Annotated in this window: 26 protein-coding genes and 1 pseudogene; 11 read left to right on the top strand and 16 right to left on the bottom strand. The window is 40.4% G+C overall.

Going from position 1 to position 20850, the window contains the following annotated elements; all coding sequences use genetic code 11:
* Window positions 1-65 precede the first annotated feature (65 nt).
* Window positions 66-506 carry a glycosyltransferase gene (locus HEQ19_12810; protein WYM00268.2) on the bottom strand — a complete coding sequence of 147 codons (441 nt, stop codon included), beginning with the start codon at window positions 504-506 and terminating at the stop codon, window positions 66-68.
* Entirely contained in the window at window positions 421-1212 is a 792-nt protein-coding gene (locus HEQ19_12805; protein WZI67202.1) for a glycosyltransferase, read from the bottom strand. The genes HEQ19_12810 and HEQ19_12805 overlap by 86 nt, the downstream gene beginning before the upstream one ends.
* A gap of 359 nt (window positions 1213-1571) precedes the next feature.
* Here HEQ19_12805 and HEQ19_12800 point away from each other — a divergent pair, with 359 nt between their 5' ends.
* Together HEQ19_12800 and HEQ19_30960 are read left to right on the top strand one after the other, a co-directional pair.
* A complete protein-coding gene (locus HEQ19_12800; GenBank protein ID WZI67201.1) occupies window positions 1572-1943 on the top strand; it encodes a transposase family protein in 372 nt (123 codons plus the stop codon).
* A gap of 9 nt (window positions 1944-1952) precedes the next feature.
* Window positions 1953-2159 carry a hypothetical protein gene (locus HEQ19_30960; GenBank protein WZI67200.1) on the top strand — a complete coding sequence of 69 codons (207 nt, stop codon included), beginning with the start codon at window positions 1953-1955 and terminating at the stop codon, window positions 2157-2159.
* A gap of 560 nt (window positions 2160-2719) precedes the next feature.
* Here the strand turns inward: HEQ19_30960 and HEQ19_12795 are convergent.
* Window positions 2720-4537: a vanadium-dependent haloperoxidase gene (locus HEQ19_12795; GenBank protein ID WYM00267.1), complete on the bottom strand. Its 1818-nt coding sequence runs from the start codon at window positions 4535-4537 to the stop codon at window positions 2720-2722.
* A gap of 698 nt (window positions 4538-5235) precedes the next feature.
* Complete coding sequence (locus HEQ19_12790) at window positions 5236-5529, bottom strand: hypothetical protein (GenBank protein WYM00266.1); 294 nt, start codon at window positions 5527-5529, stop codon at window positions 5236-5238.
* Window positions 5530-5572: 43 nt separating this feature from the next.
* On the opposite strand from HEQ19_12790, the gene HEQ19_12785 reads away from it, so the two are divergent.
* The gene (locus HEQ19_12785) at window positions 5573-6520 is read left to right on the top strand and encodes an NAD-dependent epimerase/dehydratase family protein (protein ID WYM00265.1); all 948 of its coding nucleotides are present in this window, start codon (window positions 5573-5575) and stop codon (window positions 6518-6520) included.
* 91 nt (window positions 6521-6611) lie between these two features.
* On the opposite strand, the gene HEQ19_12780 is transcribed toward HEQ19_12785, so the two are convergent.
* The 6 genes and pseudogenes from HEQ19_12780 to HEQ19_12760 form a co-directional block, all read right to left on the bottom strand.
* On the bottom strand, window positions 6612-7844 hold the full coding sequence (locus tag HEQ19_12780; GenBank protein WYM03383.1) for a DUF4336 domain-containing protein: 1233 nt from the start codon (window positions 7842-7844) through the stop codon (window positions 6612-6614).
* 72 nt (window positions 7845-7916) lie between these two features.
* A pseudogene (locus tag HEQ19_12775) lies at window positions 7917-8063 on the bottom strand (LuxR C-terminal-related transcriptional regulator).
* Between the two features lie 198 nt (window positions 8064-8261).
* Entirely contained in the window at window positions 8262-8543 is a 282-nt protein-coding gene (locus HEQ19_30955) for an ATP-binding protein (GenBank protein ID WZI67199.1), read from the bottom strand.
* Window positions 8544-8591: 48 nt separating this feature from the next.
* Entirely contained in the window at window positions 8592-9194 is a 603-nt protein-coding gene (locus HEQ19_30950) for a histidine kinase (protein ID WZI67198.1), read from the bottom strand.
* 8 nt (window positions 9195-9202) lie between these two features.
* A complete protein-coding gene (locus HEQ19_12765; protein WYM00264.1) occupies window positions 9203-9547 on the bottom strand; it encodes a hypothetical protein in 345 nt (114 codons plus the stop codon).
* Between the two features lie 58 nt (window positions 9548-9605).
* On the bottom strand, window positions 9606-10250 hold the full coding sequence (locus HEQ19_12760; GenBank protein WYM03381.2) for an ATP-binding protein: 645 nt from the start codon (window positions 10248-10250) through the stop codon (window positions 9606-9608).
* 451 nt (window positions 10251-10701) lie between these two features.
* On the opposite strand from HEQ19_12760, the gene HEQ19_12755 reads away from it, so the two are divergent.
* The 4 genes from HEQ19_12755 to HEQ19_12740 all read left to right on the top strand — a co-directional run bounded on the left by HEQ19_12755 (window position 10702) and on the right by HEQ19_12740 (window position 14465).
* Window positions 10702-11064 carry a hypothetical protein gene (locus tag HEQ19_12755; protein ID WYM00263.1) on the top strand — a complete coding sequence of 121 codons (363 nt, stop codon included), beginning with the start codon at window positions 10702-10704 and terminating at the stop codon, window positions 11062-11064.
* Window positions 11065-11397: 333 nt separating this feature from the next.
* Window positions 11398-12009: a hypothetical protein gene (locus tag HEQ19_12750; GenBank protein WYM00262.1), complete on the top strand. Its 612-nt coding sequence runs from the start codon at window positions 11398-11400 to the stop codon at window positions 12007-12009.
* A 91-nt stretch (window positions 12010-12100) separates the two neighbouring features.
* Window positions 12101-13045, top strand: coding sequence for a hypothetical protein (locus HEQ19_12745; GenBank protein ID WYM00261.1), 945 nt, complete (start codon window positions 12101-12103; stop codon window positions 13043-13045).
* A gap of 388 nt (window positions 13046-13433) precedes the next feature.
* Window positions 13434-14465, top strand: a complete 1032-nt coding sequence (locus HEQ19_12740) for a M4 family metallopeptidase (GenBank protein ID WYM00260.1) — start codon at window positions 13434-13436, stop codon at window positions 14463-14465.
* 249 nt (window positions 14466-14714) lie between these two features.
* Here the strand turns inward: HEQ19_12740 and HEQ19_12735 are convergent, their stop codons facing one another.
* Window positions 14715-15125: a PIN domain-containing protein gene (locus tag HEQ19_12735; GenBank protein ID WYM00259.1), complete on the bottom strand. Its 411-nt coding sequence runs from the start codon at window positions 15123-15125 to the stop codon at window positions 14715-14717.
* Window positions 15115-15336 carry a hypothetical protein gene (locus HEQ19_12730; protein ID WYM00258.1) on the bottom strand — a complete coding sequence of 74 codons (222 nt, stop codon included), beginning with the start codon at window positions 15334-15336 and terminating at the stop codon, window positions 15115-15117. Before HEQ19_12730 ends, HEQ19_12735 begins: the two co-directional genes overlap by 11 nt.
* Window positions 15337-15452: 116 nt before the next feature.
* On the opposite strand from HEQ19_12730, the gene HEQ19_12725 reads away from it, so the two are divergent.
* Window positions 15453-15614 (top strand): hypothetical protein, encoded by a 162-nt coding sequence (locus tag HEQ19_12725; GenBank protein ID WYM00257.1) that lies wholly within the window; start codon window positions 15453-15455, stop codon window positions 15612-15614.
* Complete coding sequence (locus tag HEQ19_12720) at window positions 15607-15852, top strand: DUF2442 domain-containing protein (GenBank protein ID WYM00256.1); 246 nt, start codon at window positions 15607-15609, stop codon at window positions 15850-15852. Before HEQ19_12725 ends, HEQ19_12720 begins: the two co-directional genes overlap by 8 nt.
* Before the next feature lie 12 nt (window positions 15853-15864).
* Here HEQ19_12720 and HEQ19_12715 read toward each other — a convergent pair whose 3' ends face one another.
* Window positions 15865-16101 (bottom strand): type II toxin-antitoxin system HicB family antitoxin, encoded by a 237-nt coding sequence (locus tag HEQ19_12715; protein WYM00255.1) that lies wholly within the window; start codon window positions 16099-16101, stop codon window positions 15865-15867.
* Window positions 16101-16238, bottom strand: a complete 138-nt coding sequence (locus tag HEQ19_30945) for a hypothetical protein (protein WZI67197.1) — start codon at window positions 16236-16238, stop codon at window positions 16101-16103. The genes HEQ19_12715 and HEQ19_30945 overlap by 1 nt, the downstream gene beginning before the upstream one ends.
* Window positions 16239-16401: 163 nt before the next feature.
* On the opposite strand from HEQ19_30945, the gene HEQ19_12705 reads away from it, so the two are divergent.
* Window positions 16402-16689: a PEP-CTERM sorting domain-containing protein gene (locus tag HEQ19_12705; protein WYM00254.1), complete on the top strand. Its 288-nt coding sequence runs from the start codon at window positions 16402-16404 to the stop codon at window positions 16687-16689.
* A 417-nt stretch (window positions 16690-17106) separates the two neighbouring features.
* Window positions 17107-17961, top strand: coding sequence for an Rpn family recombination-promoting nuclease/putative transposase (locus tag HEQ19_12700; GenBank protein WYM00253.1), 855 nt, complete (start codon window positions 17107-17109; stop codon window positions 17959-17961).
* Between the two features lie 205 nt (window positions 17962-18166).
* Here the strand turns inward: HEQ19_12700 and HEQ19_12695 are convergent, their stop codons facing one another.
* Entirely contained in the window at window positions 18167-19147 is a 981-nt protein-coding gene (locus HEQ19_12695) for an aldo/keto reductase (protein WYM00252.1), read from the bottom strand.
* 200 nt (window positions 19148-19347) lie between these two features.
* Window positions 19348-20700 carry a C1 family peptidase gene (locus HEQ19_12690; GenBank protein ID WYM00251.1) on the bottom strand — a complete coding sequence of 451 codons (1353 nt, stop codon included), beginning with the start codon at window positions 20698-20700 and terminating at the stop codon, window positions 19348-19350.
* Window positions 20701-20850 lie beyond the last annotated feature (150 nt).

Here is a 20850-nt window from a genome sequence, read left to right as displayed (position 1 = left end):
CTTCACATTGCTGGAAAGTGCTGTATCGTCGCGTTTAGGGGCACGGCACTGTTCCCTAATTTATTTTAAAATAGCTGTAAATAAGATTGAGCAATAATCTGGGTATGATGAGACCAAGAATATTTCTCGGCTTCAGCTAGGCGTAAATTGATAGCAGGAGCAATATTTGGATTTACTAATACTTGCTCTAGTGTCTTTACCCAAGCTGATACATCTTCAGTCGGACAATACAATACTCCTTGTCCACCCACCTCATGCAGAACAGGAATATCGCTGACAACTAGAATTGCTCCACAGGCTAAAGCCTCAATCACAGGTAATCCAAATCCCTCAGCTTCACTTGTTAATAATACTGCTGATGCTTGTCGGTAAAGTGCTGCTATGGTTGAACGTTGTAAACCTTGTAAATAAATTATTGATTCACCGATATTCAACTGAGCAATTTGTTGCTGCTGGCTTGGTGTCCATTCGCCACTGACTTTGACGAGTCGTAAATCTGGGTAAATAGCTCGTATTCGTGCAAATACTTTGATTTGCTGCTTCCAGAAAAATGTCCTGTCCTTTCCAACGTGCAAATGTAGCTACTAGTCCAATTCGCAGGGGAAGACTAGAAGATGAGGAAGTAGAAACAGATGGGGAGAAGTAATTTATGTCTACGGCATTGTAAATTACTTCTATTGGTAAATCAGGTAGAGTGGCTTTAGCATCTTGCGCTACAGCTTGAGAAATAGCAATTCCCTGTGTGGCGCGGAAGCTCATTAATTTTAAAATTTTAGCCATTAATGGTCGTGAGCCGTAAAAATCATGGATGTGCCAAATAACAGGTTTATCCTTGACTCCTGCAAATGCAGTTATTAAATGAGTTTTAATGCCATTAGAGTGAATTAAATCTGGGTTAATTTTGTGCAGTAATTGGTGAAAATCATAAAAATATTTACTTAGACTGGGCAATATTTGTATTAATTGTAATAGTAATATTAATCCGCTTATGCGTTTACTGCTACCTTTAAAGGAACTATCACCTAATTGGTTAAATTTTTCTGGCAATTTTAATAATGTTACCTGTACTCCCAATTTTTGAGACTGCTGTATCAATAGACCATCTGTGCCTACAATTAGGTGTATTTGAATTTTTGGTTGTGTAGTTAAGAGTGTAGCGAAGATAGTCAGCAATACTTTTTCAGCGCCGCCAATTGATCCGATAGGATTCACAAATACAATTTTCATTATTAGGGGCTAGGGTGTGTTTTCAAATCTCAAAAGCCTTCTGTTACAGTCTTAAGAATGGTATTTTTAAGCGATCGCTCCAATTTTGACGCTCAGACTCATTCAATATTAACAACCAGACTATGACAACGTAGATGATTGCAGCCAAACCCATTTCGACCGCTAATCCCAACCATCCCCAAGGAGTGTGCCTTTTAGCAATCCACCAAAAGACTAAACCGTAAGGAATGCCAACTGTTAGAGGTTGAGCAACGGCTAAAAAAAGTGGTTCTTGGGTACTTAGCGTGCTAAAATGTTAAGATATTTTTTAATAATGTTTAATAAAATAAATTATGAAACGAATAATGACTCAACTCCTAAATTTGCCTGAAGTATTAGTAGAATCAAGCCTACAAGAGGGTCAAGTCCTAATTCTATCAGTAGGTAAAAAAGCGAAAAGTGCATCGTGCCCACACTGTGGTCAAAACTCAAGACATTTACATCAAAATCAAAAATGTTTAGTGAAAGATTTACCGATGGGGGATTTTGAAGTAATACTGAATGTCAATAGACGAAGATTCAAGTGTAAAAAATGCCGAAAAACATTTAATGAAAAGCTAGATTTTCTAGGAGCAAGAAAGAGGTATACATACCGATATGCGGAATATATTATCAAACAAGTGATTAATAGTAATGTAAGTAATGTGGCAAGAAATAATGGACTAACTAATGAATAAGTCATATCAATGCTTGAAGATGTAGCTAAAAATGTGATGCCAATAGATGTCAAAGATTTAAGAAGATTAGGAATAGATGAAATTAGTTTGGTCAAAGGACAAGGAAAATTTATTGTCGTGCTAGTAGATATAGATTCAGGTAAATTGGGTTCTTGCGTACTTAGCGTGCTAAATATGTTGAAAAATAAGCTTGAACTCCTTGCTGGGATAAGATGACAGCCATTATTTACTGCCTTTTAGGTCTGATGATTAAAATTTTGGCTATAAGCGCCTGTAAGCCTTGATTTTAAAACAAAGTTATCGACTGTAATTAAAAATTTAGCACGTTAAGTACGCAAGAACCTCTTTTGCTGATACTGTGTTTTCTGTATTGGGGGCTTGTGGTGTATATATAACCAGGGCGATCGCTAACATTATGCCTAAAAACACAAACCGCCATCTAGAGTAAAATTTCCGCAGCTTAGACATAATTAAAATCCTCGACCTAATAGACTAGTTACAGCAGTTTTCAGGTAAATAGACCAGCGGTAAGGGCACGGCATTGCCGTGCCCCTACAATATATGTGGTTGAATGAACTGAAAATTGCTGTAAGTAAAACTTTGAGCTATGGCAAGTCCAAGATGAGTGAAATTCACCCCAAATAAAGCAATTAGTCGTCAGAATTTAGAATTTATCTAAATTCTGACTTTCCCAGGCAGAGGGTATAGCAGGCAATTAAGAACCGCTATATATTATTAGCTGCAAAAAACAATTTCAATTCACTAATTAATGGCAGTTAAATTGTGACTTTTGTGCCATTAAATTTGGTGAATGTGAAACCCTCAAATTTTTCGCGGAAGGTTAGCTTCTCATCTCTGAGAATGCTGATGGCGATCGCTTCACCAAGAGCCAAGGACGCTGCTGCATCTGTGCGCCAGTGAATCCCTGCACTGTTACGACCTAAACCAATATTGGCAGCCAGTTTGTTCAACTCACCCTCTACAGTTAGGGGTGTCCCCTGGTAAGGAATCAACTTGGTAGGATCGTTGGGATCGGGGATCACCGGATTGGGAATCACATAACTACCGTCAAATAACGCCTTCAAAATCGTCACACTGGCTCCTGCACTTACCGAAGCACCACCGGGATAAGAAGAGTGTGTAGGCGAACCTTCTGGGAAGAATTGCGGTAGCAAATAGGATTGGTATTTGCTGTAGATGCGATCTAATGCTTCTGACTTGAAGAGATCGGCGTGAATTGGATAGTTGGTTTTATTCACCTTGTTGTTGTGAACCAATCCACCAAAAGCCTCTGAGCGCAGACGGCGGTGAACATAATACTTGTGCCAATAAGCTGCTCTGATTGCATGGGGAGTAACCCAGCCAATCAGCGCAGTCGCATACCCAGATCCAAATGTCCCAGTACCACCCGATTGGGTCTTCGACTTGTTGTAGGGATTACTGGGATTGAAAGGTGCGCCAACGCCACCAGCTAGGGGGTTGTCACGTACTGGACTGGCCGACAGAATCGCCGCAGCATTTGTATAGACTGGTGGTGGGGTATGGGCAATCTCACCCTGATCACGTCCGTTGATAAAATAGCGCCGGGTTGAGTCAAACTTAATCGTCCGACCAGAAGAGCCGCCATTTTGGACTAACAACCACTCATCATAGGTGGTTTGGAAAGCATTTTCTGGTATAGCCAGAGGAACGCGGTGCAGTTGAGGATAGCTCAGTGTTCCTGCGGGTATTGGGCGCAGTAAAAACTGAGATACGTAAGGACCTATATCTGCCCCTGGTAGTGTGTAGTAAGCCGTTCTACCGGCAGCATCGACATAAATCGCTGTGCCGCGAAATAGCAGTTCGGGAGTAATCTTTCCGTTTTGTTTGGGACCCTTAAAGCCCGATAAACGATTGAGATCCTTAACTGCTGCTAAAACCAGTGGGTTGGTGGTGTCGTTACGGTAGTCGCTAAATGGAACGTCCTGTAACAACCCTTGCCAAGCAATTTCGATGAATTCAGCTGCTTGCTCCGCACTGTCGAGGGTGGGCGGTACTGGAATCGCCAATTGGGTTGTATTCACCCCATTCAAACTAATCGCTAATGGAGTCAGTGGTTGTACTAGCTTCCGTCCGCCACCCAAAATGATCTTTTCGTACTCGTCGGGATCACCGGAGTTCAGCGCATTAATAAAAGATTGATAAGCCTTGAGATCGACTTCGCCCAATTGGTTATGGGGTAATCCTCGTGTATCCGTGGCAATTTTGTTGGCGTATTTCGCCTCATCACCGTTGGTGGGATGGGGTGGAATGGGAATATCGCGATTAGCCTTTGCTGCTGCTACGCGCACTTGATAGGCTTTTTCGCGGAACTTAGCATAGTCAAACTTAAACTTACCAACTACATCCTGAGCTTGGACAAATTCTCCTTCTTGTTTGAAAGAGATAGTTGAACCGAAAACTCCTGTGACAACGCTAGCGGCTGTAAACAGACCGGCGCTCCCCAGAAATGAGCGTCTACTACCGCGACCGAGAAAGAAGCGTTTGCTACCCCCATTAGCTTCACGGGGTTGCTTTTCTGGTGTGATCTCATGAGAATTGGGGTCTGATGGCATTGAATATTCTCCAGTAGTAAAAAACACTAATTGTAGGCATTAAAAAGTAGAAACACTCACGTTCAAAAGCAGGGTAATCTAGGCAGATTGGCTGTGAAATCCAGGGTGTGTTACTGGAAGGTAAGTTGTACTAGAGGCGACTACTTTTAACAGTTATGTAGCTTTTTATGGTCTCCGTTAAATGCTATACATCTTGGTAAGACAAAAAGACTTCTGTCTGAAAACCAATAATTTGGTATTGCATTCCTGGGACAAATGCTTAAGAGATGCATTTAAAAGCCTGATAACATGGCGGTTACGCTTCTGTAGTTTTCATCAGTTCGATAGCATGTTTGTGGGGTTTTAGCATTGCATCGCACGGCTAAAACCACCGTTTTTACCAGTCAGATTGTCAATCTACTGTAAATCTATCGAATTACTGTTGTTTAGTTTAAATCAGACTTTCTCATAAACAAATGCCAAAATCAAGTGTTCCTTATCACAATTATTTGGTTGTTGGGTACTTAACGTGCTAAATTTTTAATTACAGTCGATAACTTTACTTTAAAATCAAGGCTTACAGGCGCTTATAGCCAAAAATTTAATCATCTCACCTAAAAAGCAGGAAGTAATGGCTGTGATCTGAGCAAATCAAGGGTTTCAAGCTTATTTTTTCAGTACTATATTTAATTTCAGTAATTATATGGAAACAGTAGCAACTACCCAATGGGTAAGCAGTTGGGGGAGATTTTAGATCGCGAAAAAGCAGCCGGGCATCCAGTTAAACTGGTGAGGATGAAAGTGGCGGCGCACGCGGCGCGGTTGTTATTTCGGGAGTTGGTAAAATCCAGCAAATAATTTACCTTGTAAAGAGCAAAGGTGGGACTTGCACCCAGATTAGAGGTATCCGATATTTTTGAGCGTACTTTCCAGCCGTCGGATCGCGCATTACGCCCTCTGGTCGCATACCACGTTTCTATTTCCGTCACTTTGCAAGGTTTATTATAATCCATTCTCGCAGGCTAGAGTGAATACGATATCAAAACAATAGGTAATATGGCTAAAATTATCGTCACTGGCGCCGCAGGATTTATTGGTTCGCATCTTACAGAGGCTTTGCTGCAAGCAGGAGAAGAAGTAATCGGGATTGATGAATTCAATGATTACTATGATCCTATTTGCAAGCGCAAAAATATTGCCAACTTCCAGTTGTCGCCGAAATTTACCTTAATTGAAGGAGATATTCAGGTTTTAGATTGGCAAATACTGCTCAAAGATGTTGATGTTGTTTACCATCAAGCAGCACAAGCGGGGGTAAGGACTAGTTGGGGTCAAGGGTTCCGTACGTACACGGAACGAAACATTAATGCCACTCAAATTTTATTGGAAGCAGCAAAGAATGCTCAAGGCTTGAAAAGGTTAATATTTGCCTCATCCTCTAGTATATATGGTGACGCCGAAACTTTACCAACCCAGGAGGGCATTTGTCCCCAACCTGTTTCCCCTTACGGTATCACTAAGCTAGCGGCTGAAAGATTATGTGCTATATATCACAAAAACTTTGGCGTACCTTTTGTTTCCTTGCGCTATTTCACAGTTTATGGACCTAGACAGCGGCCAGATATGGCGTTTCATAAGTTTTTCAAAGCTATTTTGCAGGATGAAGCGATTCCCGTTTATGGCGACGGTCAGCAAACACGGGACTTTACCTTTGTAAGTGATGTGGTAGCAGCGAATTTAGCCGCTGCTAATGTACCCGCAGTTGTTGGTGAAATCTTCAACATTGGCGGTGGTAGTAGAGTGGTTTTAAAAGATATTTTGGACATAATGGAAGAAATTGTGGGTCAACCCATTAAAAGAAATCATATTGAAAAAGCGATGGGAGATGCGCGTCACACCGCTGCTGATGTATCTAAGGCGCGGAAAATTTTGGGTTATCAGCCGCAAGTGTCTTTGAGAGAGGGGTTAACCCAGGAATGGGACTGGGTCAAGGGGTTGTATTAAGACCTGCTTAGGTTTTGGAAAATCGACATATCTTCGTAGGGGCGCAAGGCTTTGCGCTCCCAAGGCTTTGCGCCCCAAAAGCGTGGTCTATTTACACCTTTTCCTTCGCAGGTGGGACAATTCCAGTGTTTTTTAACGTTTGATCGATTTGCCTAAGTAGTTTAAAATCGTCTTCTGGTAAAGGATAGCTAGTACTCTCGAACAAACCCGCACTGACAGCAGGCCGCTTTTCTAAAAAAGAAAATCCTTGGCGAAATTGATGGGGTTCGGCTTTAATTGGTGCGTCAAAATGACAGGGAATGATCCATTGAAAGTCCCAACTAGCCACTTTATCAGCCCAGTTGATGGTTTCGGTGGGTGCGCGATTGAGAATGAGAGTCTGTAAAATCGGTGCGACAAACAACCGCCCATTTCCTCTTACTGCATCAAATGACCATTGCCAATTGTCTTGCCATTTGAAAGGATATAATCCAAAATAGGCTTTAGTTGAGCGTTCTGGAGCTTTGAAGGCATTACGAAACACATCACTCCAGGCGGGGATTTCTAGCAGGCTGGGGCTGAAATACAAGGCAAATAGGGAAATGCGTTGCCATCCTTTACGGCGGTTTGCTTGATTGTCTGCAATGATATCAGAGGCTTTGTCTTTGGCGTGGAATAGTAAAGGATATGGATCTAATTGAATGATCGCCGGCGGATCTTCTGGTACAGAAACCACGGAGTCTGTTACTAATAAAGTGTGCGATCGCTTGTGCAAAAATGCCACTTCCGCAAATTTACCAGGGCCAAGGTCAATGGTATCTAAGATGGCGTAATCAAACTCCTCAGCAAAGGGTGCTTTGCTACTCTGTTCTGGAAGTATCTGAGTGCGTTTAGCAGGTAAACCCAGCCAACTTAATGGTAAATTAAGTGGGAAACTCCATTGATTCGGGGCAACAAACACCTGTGCATTAGGAAAACATCTGGCAAATGGACCGACAAACACCTTGTGTTCGAGTCCTGAGATAGTTGGTAAAATAATGTACTTAACATCGCCATGTTCTGCCACCAATTCATTGACAAGGCGGATACACTCTGGCGTAGGTGCAACGGGCGCATAAACGAATAGTCCACCGCCCTCTAGCTTAACGACTGTCATCCGAATCGGCACAACAACGTAGAAAACTCCCTGCAACTGGTCAAAAGTCCAGATTGTGTCTTTAAATACTTCTTTGCGGATTGTTCGTCGCTTGCCATAAGGGTAAAGTGGCAAAGTGAACCAGAATGACCATGAAAAGTCCCTGGGATGAAACTGTTCTGCGTTGACTGCGCCTTCATCATGACTCACTACTAACCGATCCAAAATTAGCTATCTACCGTTCTAGATATTTTAGCGTGAGTGCGTAGGCGTAGCAGCAGATTACCAGGATTCTATTTCTAACCAACGCAGGAAAGAATTAGCAACAATTGAGGCTTGGGTGCGATCGCGCAAATTCAACCTTGTCAGAATATGAGAAATATGGTTCCTCACTGTGCCATCAGAAATACTCAGTGTCTGAGCAATTTCGGCTCTTCCGTACTTAGCGTGCTGAATTTGTTAAAAAATAAGTTTGAAACCCTTGCGTGGCTCCGATAAAAGCCATTATTTTTTGTATTTGAGCTACTGTTACTAAAAATCAAATTATAAACGCCTGTAAGCCTTGTTATTAAAGCAATTTAATCGACTTTCATTAATAATTAAGCACGCTACACACGCAAGAGCCGATCACGCTAAATTTTTAATTTCTAGTGGTAAAGACGCTCTAATGCAGCAACCAGCACCTGGTTCACTGATGATTTCCAAATACCCGTCTAAACTTGTGATTCGTTCTCGCATCCCCTGGATACCAAAACCAAAGCGATTAGCATTAACTTGAAAGCCACTACCGTTGTCTTGTATAATGAGGGATAAACCCATGTCTGTGGGCTGGATTTGAATTGTGACAGCAGTGGCATTTGCATGTTTGCAAATATTTGTCAATCCCTCTTGTACAATTCGATATAGCACAATAGACATCTCCAGAAATGAAGTATCGACCGTGACGACACAAGGCTTTTATATTCTTTTTCGGAGATGTCTAATGCTGACTCGCTGGGACAGACCACTGGAGGAACAAATCTCGCAGGTGGGTTTGATGCCAGTTGTGCGATAAAAATCTTGAGCCAGGGTAGCGATCGCATCTTCTAACAATTGACCCTGCATCTGATCATCTCGCATATCATAGACTGATTGGCGCGTTGCTTCTAGAGCTTGGGAACCCAGTTGTTTGGCTTTAGTCAAACATTTATAGGCTCTTTCTGGATTGTCTTTCCACAGTGCCAAAGCTGTCTCTGTTTGCACATTCAGTCCCACAAGAAGATGACCTAGGGAATCATGAATATCACGAGCAATGCGATGGCGTTCCTCTAAAGTGGCTAATTTTTCAATGCGTCGGCTTAGTTCCCGTTCTTGTTCCAAAGCACGGCGAAGTTCCTGCTCTGCTTTTTGCAGATCGGATTCTATCGCTGTAGCGTGTTCGGTTGTAGCTTCGAGCAAGATTTCTAAGTCTACTTTTTCCTGCTTTAAAGCTGCTATGACCTGGTTACTTTGTTCTATCTGTAACCTCAGTGCTTCCAGTTCTAAATCTAGTTTTTGTAATAATTGTTGCTCAATATACATATTTTTACTCAGTCACATAGTAGCTGCAAACTGGGCATCAAACGTTGTAAATTTTTTAAGGATCTTTGGTGCCAGGGAATATTCTGGGCGGATTGGATGACAAACTCAATAGTTTCTACTTGGCGCACCTGGAGAACAAATTTTGACAGCACATTAAATCCAGAACTATTAAGAAATCTCAAATCTCGCAGATCTAGCGTTAATCGGCAAGGCTTTTGAGCAATAACATCATTAAGCAACTCCACTAAGAGGGTATATTCCTCCAGTTCGCTCAACCTTAAAGTTCCCCGACAGGTTACAGTTTGAGTCGCTGGATTATACCATATACTGTAGTCATCGCTCTTTAAGTCCATTCTCTCAAAGCCTCATCAGTGAAATTACTACTTTTTCGGTGCCTCTTATAGTGGTAGTTTAAATGATCAGCTGCACCATTGTAGTTACAGTGACGACGATTTCTGAATTTCCGTGGATTTTTGTGAACTTCCAACCGATTGTGACAAGATAATCATTCATCATACAGAGGATACCGATTCCAGGACTTTCGAGGTGATCCTCTTCGGCATTTTTGACTAACCGACGCAGCAGCATTTCACCGGGATCACGGGTGAGGACTTGCTGAATAAAGGCCTTGTATTTTTCTGCGGCATCTAGTTTGATGCTGTTAGTGACGAGAAATGTTAATTTATCTGCATACATTCGCAGTTGGATACTAATAGGGTGTGAGCAGCTGCTATCGTTAAATTTTATGGCATTCTCTAGCAACTCATTGGCGATGTAGCTAATGGCACTTTTTATTTCTGAGTGTTTAGCCCCCTGCAAATCAGCTTTATCTCCCACAAAGAACCCCGTCAAGTAGTCTGCGAAGAAATCTGCTGACAAGCCGTTATTGCGCCACTGTTTTTTCAAGGGACACAAGCTAGGTGAAAATCCCAAAAGCAGGTATTCCTCACTGAGGGGTAAGCTTTCAGGAAAATCGCCCAATGTTTCGTCTATAAGTCGGGGAGATTTTAGGCAATTTGTATTTGTCTGTTGTCTTTGTATACTGTTATTTGTCATTCATCGTCAATGATGGTTCTTGCGTACTTAGCGTGCTTAATTATTAGTTAAAGTCTATAAATTTGCTTTAAAAGTAAGACTTACAGGCGTTCATAATTTAATTTTCAGCAATATGACCAAAAATACAGGAAATAATGGCTATTACCGTATCTCAGTAAGGGTTTCAAGCTGATTATTTAATAAATTTAGCACGCTAAGTACGGAAGAGCCGATAAAACCTAGACACAATCAGACTTATAACCCAGTCCCCTGTTATATATCCGGCGCGTGGGGAAGTGGAGAAAATTATCCAGCGGCTGAAAGGTAAGATGTGTAAGGTTTCTGGGGGTTGAGTTGAGATTTTTGGGAAAAAATTGCCTCGTAACTCGAAAAATTCACAAATGGGGGTGCAAAAACGTCTAATAAATGTGGGAAGAAAAAACCACTCCAATTTCCAACAAGGAGAATCAAAATGACAGCTGTAAAAAAAGGCATCGCCTTAATCATGCTGACCCTAGTCATGTTATTAGGCAGTGTAGCACAGGGTTTAACTGCATCAGCAGATGAAATCGTCATAGGAGCAAACGAAGTAAATAGATGCGTCTACTTCAATGTCATACCATTCCAAAGATATTCCTGGTATCTAAGAAACGCATCACCAACCCAGTCTAATAGGATCTCTATTGCTAACGTTGTGCCTAATCCTACAACAGGCACAGCAAGTCCTGCTGGTACAACAGGTGGTATATTTACCGCAACTACTGTTCAGCAACCATATTTCACAGCAACCCAGCAAGGAATATTCCGGTGGGACCTTCTCCCTGGACGTAAATAGACATCTCTGTTAATTGGAGTTTAGACTAATTCTATCCATTAAACCGCCAAAGCTTTATCTAGAAAGGCTTTGATGATTTTTAGGATTGATTTAAAACCGAGGTCGAGAACCCTTGTCGCATAAGGGTTGTAGCCTGAAAAATCAAATTTAGTCTAAACTCCAGTGTTAAAGATTGTAGAGACTTACTTATCAGAGGAAAGTCTCTACAAAATTTTCAAACACACATCAAACATCTCCAAAAATTTAGACTTTAACCTAGATAGCATCTGGATTTTAGGTTCTTTTACCTATGTGTCTATTTTCTTGAAAACTAGAAATCACTACTGGAGTATTATGAAAATAACAGCTGTAAAAAAAGGCATTGTCTTAATCATGCTGACCCTAGTCATGTTATTAGGCAGCGTAACACAGGGTTTAACTGCATCAGCGGAAACATTAGTCACAAAAGGAGGAAACCAATACGATACTTTTAATATCATCCCAAATATTGATTACGCCTGGAGAATAGATAATCCCTCACCAGACAAGAATCTTGAAGGCAGTGTTAATTTTGGGATTGATGATATACCCTTTACTGTAGGTCCTAATGGTTCCGGGAGTTTTGAAAATAGGTCAGGAGACCATGACCGGGGAAGGATAGATACAAACATTCAGGCAATATTCCACTGGAACATTAATGAAAAACCAGAGATAGTAATCCAAGTGCAGCCCTATAAATGGACTCGATTTGAGATTAAGCAAAACACTGTTTACAGTTGGAAATTGAAAAACTATCATCCAACGAAAAAACTATATGCTTATGTTAGTTTTTTAAACCCTGAACCTGTAACTTTAGGTGGTAATAGTTCAATTTCTAGAACAAATTTGGCAATAAGTTCAACAGGCTATGTATACGTCAGCGATAACGCAGAATTCACTTTATTTGCACCAGCATCATCAAAATAACATTCAATGGCGAGAGTATTTCGCCGTTGTTATGTAATATATTCCCTAAGGGAAAATGTGACTAACTACTTGACTCGACTGGAAAATGAAAATGATGTTTGTAAAAGTCAAAAAAAGTATTGCGTTAATCATGCTGACCTTAATTATGCTAATAGGCAGTGTGACACAAAATTTAACCGCATTGGCAGCCGAAATCACAGTACAACCTTTTACATGGACTCCATTTGAAGTTAATCCCAAAACTGTTTACAATTGGGAATTAAAAAACAATAGCACTAAAATCGTATATGGCTATATTAGTTTTTTAACACCTAAATCTGTAACAGTATATGGTAATAGTTCAATTTCTGGAGAAAATTTAGCAGTTGGTCCAATAGGTTACTTATACCTTAGTGATAACGCCACATTTACTTGGTCTACTGAACCTCCTGAACCTCCTGAACCTCCTAAACCTCCTGAACCAGATGTGTTCCCTTGGAGTGAAAAAGATGTGCAACCCTTGACACGAGCTGAATTTGATCTCATCCCACAAGAAGTTTACTTATGGGAATTAGAAAAGACAACACAGATATCTGAACCCTTAATAGGCTCTGTTGATTTAAGCAGTCCCCAGTTTGTATTTTTACTAAAAGATTCAGTACCACCGGAAAAACAGTGTCTTGACAAGACAAAACCCAAATGTTTAAAAGATTCAGCGATCTCAGGTAGACCAAAAGGTTATGTAACAACAACAAGTGATGCAAAATTCAGATTGGTGCCAAGAAGTTTAACAGAAGGGGCCTTCAGCCTGACAACTTCAGGAAACAACAATAACGACTCTTTTGATACCATCCCAACAACTAAATATATTGTGGCCGTACAAAATTTATCATCAAAAGATGATGTAAAAGGTAAATTTTCTTTTGGTATTTCTTCTCAGGAGTTCACTGTAAGTCCGAAAAATTCAACTCATTTTATAGCTCTTGCAGGAGAAAATATAAAAGGAGAAATAAGTACAAATATTCCGGCAAAATTTATTTGGAAAATTGTGCCTTAATAATCATTGAAATTACTTGAAAGTCACAAATTTCTTGAGTTTTTGAAAAAGTTATCCCCCATTCTAAATTTAATTCATGAATAGTTGGGATTGGAATTTCACTCCTTCTAACCTTCTAAAATTAAACAAATTGGGGGATAAATCATTGATTATGCATGAGTAAATACAAGTAATACCAATTCGCAATTCGCAATTAGGAAATTCAGACGCTATCTGGGTTTCCAGGTTTGTATCTGTTGCCGAATTTTAGAGAATTGGTATAACAGCAAACTTCGCTTCAGAATTGATTAATTAAAAATCAAAATAGGAAGTAAAAAAATCATAGTTTTAAGTCTCTTATCTCAAAAACTGTCCAGACTACTAGGATTAATTAAGGAAGGTAATAATTATGCATTTGTGCCGCAATCCCCTATGCTGTTGCATCCCGCCTTATATTGCTGAACAACTAGGATTATCAGAATCTTTTTATTATGATGCAACTCCTACGTCTGATGCAACTCCAGACACTAACTCCTTAAGATTTATCAGCGCAGGAGATTCAGAAAAACGGCGAAAATATCGGGAGATATACACTTATGATCAAAAGAATAGTCCTGGTTATCCCATGAAATTAGTTCGTAAAGAAAGCGAACCACCGACTGAAGATGAAACTGTGAATGAAGCCTATAATCACTCTGGTGATGTTTATGATTTCTACGAACAAGTCTTCAATAGAAACTCGCTAAATGGTGAAGGATCACGCTTGATTTCTGTTGTTAATATTCTACCAGAGTTGTTTGACACTGCTGGATTACTACGTACTGGTAAAGATTATGCAGCTATGGGTTATGCTAAAGGTGATGGAAGTAAATATTTTAGTTTTACAAAGTCACTTGATGTTGTGGGTCACGAAATGACACATGGCTTAATCGAATTCACTAGTAAGCTGAAATATCAGTCTGAGTCTGGCGCACTTAATGAAAGTTTTTGTGATGTCATGGGTAGCTTAGTTACTCAATGGAAAAATAAGCAGACTGCTAAGGAAGCTGATTGGCTAATAGGTAAGGAGATATATTTTCCAGAAACAGGAATAAAGGCTATCCGCACCTTGAAAGAAGAAAAAGTTCACAAGGAAGATAAGCAGGCTAAACACTACCAAGATTTGTATACTGATGGTACAGACCTTAATAAACAGGTGCATATTAACTCAGGTATTCCCAACCACGCTTTCTATAAAGTGGCTATGGAGATTGGAGGCAATGCTTGGGAGAAACCTGGTCAGATTTGGTACAAAACTTTGCTTGTTTTAAACCCGAATAGCACGATGAAGGATGTAGCAAATCAAACCTACATACAAGCAGGTTGCCTATTCGGTAAAAATAGCCTTGAACAAAAAGCTGTTAAAAAAGCTTGGGATGAGGTTGGACTGTCGTTTGATTGATCTAGACTCAATTTGTTACTACTGCTAAAAAACTGCTATTTACAGTTAAGAGCAATCGCTTTTTTATATTGCTATTTTATTTGATGAGGGCGAGCGCTTTTTACAAAAGTACGATTTGTTGACGGGGGCGATCGCTTTTGTGTTGGAAGGGCGATCGGTTTGGGAATTTGGGAGGGCGATCGCTTTTGTGTTGGAAGTGCGATCGCAGTGAATTATCGAATGCTGCTTAAGTCGAGTTATCCCCAAATATTAAGAATGAAAAGGATTAATAATCGTTAATTGACGATCTATCTGCTGACTATGTTGTAAATCTTCACTGTAGAGGATCTGACAACCCACTTCTAAGGCACTCGCTACAATTAAGCTATCAAAGTAACTATACTGATAACGTTCGGCTAAATTTAAAGCCGTTTCAATGGTGGTAACGGAAACGATCGCAATTTCAAACTGTTCGGTAAATTCTTCAACAACAGCCCTAATTTGAGAGTATTCTAAGAGAAACTTCCGTTTTAAAACATTAATTGTTTCATTGAGAACTTGGGTACTAATCCAAACGTCACCTGATTGAACACATTCAACGGCACGCTGTTGTTTATCAGGTTCATCCTGAGAATACCCATAGATTAAGATATTAGTATCGAGAAAAACTCTATCGGACATTAGCTTCTTCTCGATTAAAGTTAAATCCTTGAGTGTTTAAAGAAATAGCCTTGAAAATCGTTTTTTTCAGCTTTTCCACAGGTTCTGACAAAAGTTCTGAATCATCTAAAACAATCACACGGATAGCTTTACCTTCCCACTCAGATGAATATTGTGGGGGAATGACAACTGTACCATTATGAATAATCGTCTTAAATTCAATGGCTTCCATAGGTTAGCTCAATAAAGCGTTATATCTAGTTTAGTATGCATTTTCTGGATATTTGATACGGAGTACGATTTGTTTATGGGGAATGGGCTGCAGCTACGCCTGTCGTAGACATCGGTTTGGGGATTTGGAAGGGCTGCAGCTACGCCCGTCGTAGACATCGCTTTTTGTTTATGGGAGAGAGGCGATCGCTTTTGATTTATAGGAGAGCGATCGCTTTGCAAAACTTTGATGAAATAGTAGATGAATGGCAAACATTTAGGAATCAACAAAATGGATAAGCAATGCAGTGTATCAAACATTGACTTTAATGGAGATTTGATGATTCTATCTGTAGATGGTAAAACTTATCAAATCCCGATTTTACAAGCATCTAAGCGACTTACTCAAGCAACAGATATCGAGCGGAAAATGTATCGGATTTCTCCATCTGGTTATGGTATTCATTGGTACGCCATTGATGAAGATTTGACAACTAAAGGATTAATCAAACTAGCAGAGATCGCCAAGACAGCCTAAAGTGCGATCGCCTTACAATAAAGAAGAAAATTTTTGACGCACTGGTGCTACAGGAATATCTTTACCCTTTTCTTGATAATCTTCTTTTACCAATTCCCAAGCTAATTTTAATTCCTCTAAAGCTTGTTGCGGAGTATCACCAAAGGCTGAAATATTAGGCATTTCTTGAAAATGTGCCAGCCAATCTCCTTGTTCATCAACATATAAATTAATCGTAAAACCATTAAAATCATAGTTGCTTAAAGTCATTACTCTTCTACCTCTTGATATTCAAAAAACTGCTGGATTTGATATATTTTTGCTTTCCCATCTTTGCGGGGTTGAATTGGTAAAGCTCGACCCTTTGGTGAAGACCATAAGCGATGACTTCCTTTTTGACGGCTCAATTCCCACCCATTCTGGGTGAGGAGAGTTTCAAACTCATCAAAAGTCAGATTTTCTGGACTATTTTTAGCTTTCTGCCATAGCTTTTATCTTTTAGTCATAACATAATGATAATAGATTACAGCAATATATAATAATAATAATAATAATAATAATAATAATAATTTGTTAGTTTCAACAGAAGTTATAGATGGGCTTGGACGTCGCCCAGGCCAATATGTAAAATACGGATATACTTTCACAGGCGATGGCTCTAGTACAAAATTATCTTTTCAAGATATTTCCATCGGAACAACAAGTTTTGATGCTGTCTTAGATGATGTTTCTGTCATTCAGACATCAGTTACCCCAGCCGTTCCCGAACCCACAAACATCCTCGGTCTTGGTGTCGCTATTATTGGTGGCGGTATGTTGAAGCGGAAGTTTGGAAACAAGGCTAAAGCTACAGCTTAATCAAACCTCAATTCTAGGATTTTACAGCGATTTTCATTCATATGAACCACAGATACTCGTAGGGGCGCAAGGCCTTGCGCCCCAAAAGGGTCGTCTATTTACCTGAAAATGGCTGTAAAACTGTAATAACCCAAGTTGCGGGGGCATTGTTGACTTTTCTCCATGCCCTATGCCTATATGTCAATACAGTTCAGAAAATTGTCGTATGGGCACGGCACGAATAAAATTGTCATTAGAACAAAAGATTTTGGATGCCGTGCCCCTACTACTGTATACCATTGGAGTCTAACTGAACTGTATTGGCCTATATGTGCTACAATGGTGATAGGAAAATTTCAACACAGTCAGCTATTTTTGTTACTGATAATTCGTATAATAAAATTAATACTTAAATAATCCACCTATTTCGATATATTAGTGAAACGTGACTCCATTTATTACCAAATTTTCAAGCGATTTCCGGCGTTAATATTTGAACTGGTTGATAATCGCCCTGAACAGGCGCAAAACTATCGATTTGAGTCAGTTGAGGTAAAAGAAACCGCTTTTCGTATTGATGGGGTCTTTTTACCACCAGAAGGCGCAACACCCAGAGTTATCTTTTTTGCTGAGGTTCAATTCCAGAAAGACGAAACTCTTTATCATCGCTTTTTTACTGAGTCGCTTACGTATTTGTACTGGAATCAGTCTCAATACGATGACTGGTACTGTGTGATAATTTTTCCATCACGCAGCTTATCACCAAGCGACACAAGAACTCATCGAATGTTTTTCAACAGCGACCAAGTGCAGTGTATTTATCTGGATGAGTTAGGAACTTTCAATACTCTACCAATAGGTATTAATTTAATGCAGTTGACGATCGCCTCAGAAAAAGTGATGGCAGAGCAAGCGCGTCAATTAATTCAAAGGGTACAATTAGAGTCAACTGACACACTGCCGAAAAACGAAATAATAGATATTATCACCACGATTGCTGTTTACAAGTTTTCATCTTTGAGTAGAGAGGAAGTGGAAGCTATGCTGGGACTGACTTTAGAGGAAACAAGGATTTATCAGGAAGCGAAAGCTGAGGGTCGAGAAGAAGGACGAGAAGAAGGTCGAGAACAAGGTCGAGAACAAGGACGAGAAGAACGGGAAGCTGAAATGTTGAAAGTTACAGTCCCCTTGTTACTAAAAACAGGAATGACTGTAGAACAGATTGCTCAAAAACTCAATGTTGACGTAGAATCGGTCAGGCTGTCCGCACAGGAGAAGACGGACAATTTGTAGAAAACCACAAAAATTTTGCGTATTTTAGCAGATTGACAAAAATTACTTCTGTTTCAACACGAGGCTCAGTTTCCAAATTTACCCAGCGCTCGCTAACGAAAGTGCAAGGGTTTTGAGACTCTAGATGTTATAACCTTGCATTTGTTTGGTGAAAAAAGGCGGGAATTCCTTACCTGGACTGCATTACACCTTTATTCAGCAACCCCTACCTAGTCTGAAATATATTTTGCACCATTTTCTTGTCTACACTCGCCGCTGCTTGATCCAACTGTGCAACTTCGCTAGCAGTCAATAGCCAACCCAATGCACCAATATTCTCCCTCGCCTGTTCCACAGATTTCGCTCCAGGGATGGGAATTGTACCTTTACAAATGCACCAGTTTATTGCTACCTGTGATACCGTTTTGTTTCTTGATTGGGCAATTTCTCGTAAACAGGCTAAAAGCAATCGCAGTCCTGGCAATAATTGTCTAAACAGCAATCCTCGCACACCTTTAGGAAAAGGGCCTTTCTCGGAGTATTTTCCTGTCAACAGTCCCAAGGCTAAAGGACTGTAAGCAATCATTTGTATTCCCAATTCATCGCAAACATCTTTCAGCCCTAATTCAGTCACAGGATAGGTGGATAACAAAGAATATTGAACTTGCAAACTAGTAATTGGTACTCCTCGCTCGGCAAACTTTTTATGCACCAATTTCAGCCGTTTGGGTCCATAATTAGATAGTCCGACGCCCTTGACTAAACCTTGCTCATACAAATCAGCTAAACCAGCCAATAGCCCCTTCTCTTGCCAAGGTGCATAGTTAGCGGTAGACCAATGCATCTGCACCACATCGACATTTCTTCCCAGGCGTTGGGCTGAGGACTTACAAGCCGAAACCATTGACTGACGTGTCCATCTCCAAGGGTAAGCTGCAAGTTTGGTGGCAATGCAAATATTGTCTTGGTTTATACCCTGATATTCTTTCGCAAAACGTCCCAGAAGTAGCTCACTGCGCCCGTTTAATCTGCCAGTCCCGTAAGAATCACCTGTATCAAATAATGTAACGCCGTTGCTGACGCAGAGGTTAAACACTGCTTGCAACTGGTCATCCATGCTTTCATTGTATCCCCAAAGCAATTGGTTCCCCCATGCCCAAGTCCCACAGCCCATATTTGGCAGGGAGAGTTTTTTGCTAGTCTGCATATCATGAAAATGGGCATGGGGCATGGGACATGGGGCATTGGGAATGGGACATCTGCATTCTACATCGATATTGGTTTAAGTACAATAACGCCATTTTATTTTTACATTCACCGCCCAAGATAAAAGTGGGCTGGCAAGATGCTCAACCCACAATCAAAATTGAATAATTTTACCTCTTGGGAAATCGCGAATTTGTTTACCTATTCATCCCCTTCGCTGTCATCATCATCAGCGGTGTATTCAGAATATTCATCCTCTTCGCTGTCATCATCATCAATGTTGTATTCAGAATCTTCATCTTCTTCGCTTTCATCGTCATCAATGTTGTATTCAGAATCTTCATCCTCTTCGCTTTCATCGTCATCAGCGTTGTATTCAGAATCTTCATCCTGTTCGCTGTCATCATCATCAGCGGTGTATTCAGAATCTTCATCCTCTTCGCTTTCATCGTTATCACCGCCGTAGTCATAATCTTCATCAACTGCATATTCTAAGCAGAGTGTATTTAACTCTTCTTCAAATTCGCTACTATCATCAATAGTTAGGTCAAAGTTGAGAATATTCAGAATATATTCTTCTGCTTGTTCTTGTTCTTCGTATTCATAATCAAAGTAATAGTCTTCTTCGCTTTCGACATATTTATTACAGAGGGCATCAAGGGCGTCAGCAAAACCCTCTGGGTCGCTGGTTCTAATATAAAAGTTGAAAAGCAATAAAGAACCTTCATCAGCAAAAAATGATTCGCTTTCTTGCCAGACTTCGGCACTAAAATCAAGGTCGCTAACAGATTTAATAATCCATGAGTCGTGCCCATTGTACTCTGAATGTATTATGTAATCGTAGGGAATATAACAATAACCCTGGTCTCCCCACTTTGAACCCCATGAATTGCGGACGATAAACATTTTATCTTTGTTGGAGTAGCCCACACAAAGCATGGCGTGCCACCCGTGGGTAGCGCGGACATTATCTGATTGCTTGGGCATGGGTACACGCCCCCGATTTTTTGTGGCTTCATCAAAAGATTCAAAGGTGTTGAGGGCAAAAGCAATGGGATAACCTTCTGCTAGAGTATGTCGCCACAGATCAAGGTTAGTTTCAATAAATTCGGCTTCTTCAATCTTAAAATTTGCTGCGTGTTCGTAGGCTGATTCCTCGGGTTCCTGGAAAATTAGTTCCTTATCATTAGGCCAAATTTCCTCAGAGCAGGCGCCATATTCAGTTAGAGCCTGAATAGCCAGTTGCATTTGTGTTCCGCCATCTTCGTTTTCTTTGCCATTAAGAGAGCGGGCGTTATAGTAAACAAACAAACGACTGACATCAGCAGACTCGCCTAAAACACGTTTAGCCAAGTATTCATACGCACCCACAAATGCATTGGCTACGCAACTATTACCTACCTGTTCTTCTACAGCGGTCATGCTTTGCCGGAGGTCTACCTTGGGTGGTAATTCTTCACTACTAAAACGTGATGCTTCATGGAGTTTGGCGTCTTCGGCTTTCTGCCCTGGGTGATAACCACCAATCCGATTATTTGAGTTTTGTGTAACCATTTTTACTTTAAAAATATTGCATTATTTGTATAACTTATTGCAAGTGATTTGTAAAGTTTTTTTTTTACAAAGAAGTGGTTTGCAAAAGTCCCCTAAAACCCCACCCCCAACCCCCTAAGCGCAAGCGAGGAGCTTGCTCTGATGCAATAC

It is taken from the genome of Gloeotrichia echinulata CP02 (assembly GCA_038087035.1).
In the GTDB taxonomy this organism is placed as follows: Bacteria; Cyanobacteriota; Cyanobacteriia; order Cyanobacteriales; family Nostocaceae; genus Gloeotrichia; species Gloeotrichia echinulata.
This window is presented reverse-complemented; position numbering and strand designations above follow the sequence as displayed.

What these genes read in the sequence shown, in the direction of transcription:
- HEQ19_12800 (WZI67201.1), top strand. Translation starts at nt 1,572, where the DNA reads ATGACTCAACTCCTAAATTTGCCTGAAGTATTAGTAGAATCAAGCCTA.
- HEQ19_30960 (WZI67200.1), top strand. Translation starts at nt 1,953, where the DNA reads ATGCTTGAAGATGTAGCTAAAAATGTGATGCCAATAGATGTCAAAGAT.
- HEQ19_12795 (WYM00267.1), bottom strand. Translation starts at nt 4,537, where the DNA reads ATGCCATCAGACCCCAATTCTCATGAGATCACACCAGAAAAGCAACCC.
- HEQ19_12790 (WYM00266.1), bottom strand. Translation starts at nt 5,529, where the DNA reads ATGGATTATAATAAACCTTGCAAAGTGACGGAAATAGAAACGTGGTAT.
- HEQ19_12785 (WYM00265.1), top strand. Translation starts at nt 5,573, where the DNA reads ATGGCTAAAATTATCGTCACTGGCGCCGCAGGATTTATTGGTTCGCAT.
- HEQ19_30950 (WZI67198.1), bottom strand. Translation starts at nt 9,194, where the DNA reads ATGTATATTGAGCAACAATTATTACAAAAACTAGATTTAGAACTGGAA.
- HEQ19_12765 (WYM00264.1), bottom strand. Translation starts at nt 9,547, where the DNA reads ATGGACTTAAAGAGCGATGACTACAGTATATGGTATAATCCAGCGACT.
- HEQ19_12760 (WYM03381.2), bottom strand. Translation starts at nt 10,250, where the DNA reads ATGACAAATAACAGTATACAAAGACAACAGACAAATACAAATTGCCTA.
- HEQ19_12755 (WYM00263.1), top strand. Translation starts at nt 10,702, where the DNA reads ATGACAGCTGTAAAAAAAGGCATCGCCTTAATCATGCTGACCCTAGTC.
- HEQ19_12750 (WYM00262.1), top strand. Translation starts at nt 11,398, where the DNA reads ATGAAAATAACAGCTGTAAAAAAAGGCATTGTCTTAATCATGCTGACC.
- HEQ19_12745 (WYM00261.1), top strand. Translation starts at nt 12,101, where the DNA reads ATGATGTTTGTAAAAGTCAAAAAAAGTATTGCGTTAATCATGCTGACC.
- HEQ19_12740 (WYM00260.1), top strand. Translation starts at nt 13,434, where the DNA reads ATGCATTTGTGCCGCAATCCCCTATGCTGTTGCATCCCGCCTTATATT.
- HEQ19_12735 (WYM00259.1), bottom strand. Translation starts at nt 15,125, where the DNA reads ATGTCCGATAGAGTTTTTCTCGATACTAATATCTTAATCTATGGGTAT.
- HEQ19_12730 (WYM00258.1), bottom strand. Translation starts at nt 15,336, where the DNA reads ATGGAAGCCATTGAATTTAAGACGATTATTCATAATGGTACAGTTGTC.
- HEQ19_12720 (WYM00256.1), top strand. Translation starts at nt 15,607, where the DNA reads ATGGATAAGCAATGCAGTGTATCAAACATTGACTTTAATGGAGATTTG.
- HEQ19_12715 (WYM00255.1), bottom strand. Translation starts at nt 16,101, where the DNA reads ATGACTTTAAGCAACTATGATTTTAATGGTTTTACGATTAATTTATAT.
- HEQ19_12695 (WYM00252.1), bottom strand. Translation starts at nt 19,147, where the DNA reads ATGCAGACTAGCAAAAAACTCTCCCTGCCAAATATGGGCTGTGGGACT.
- HEQ19_12690 (WYM00251.1), bottom strand. Translation starts at nt 20,700, where the DNA reads ATGGTTACACAAAACTCAAATAATCGGATTGGTGGTTATCACCCAGGG.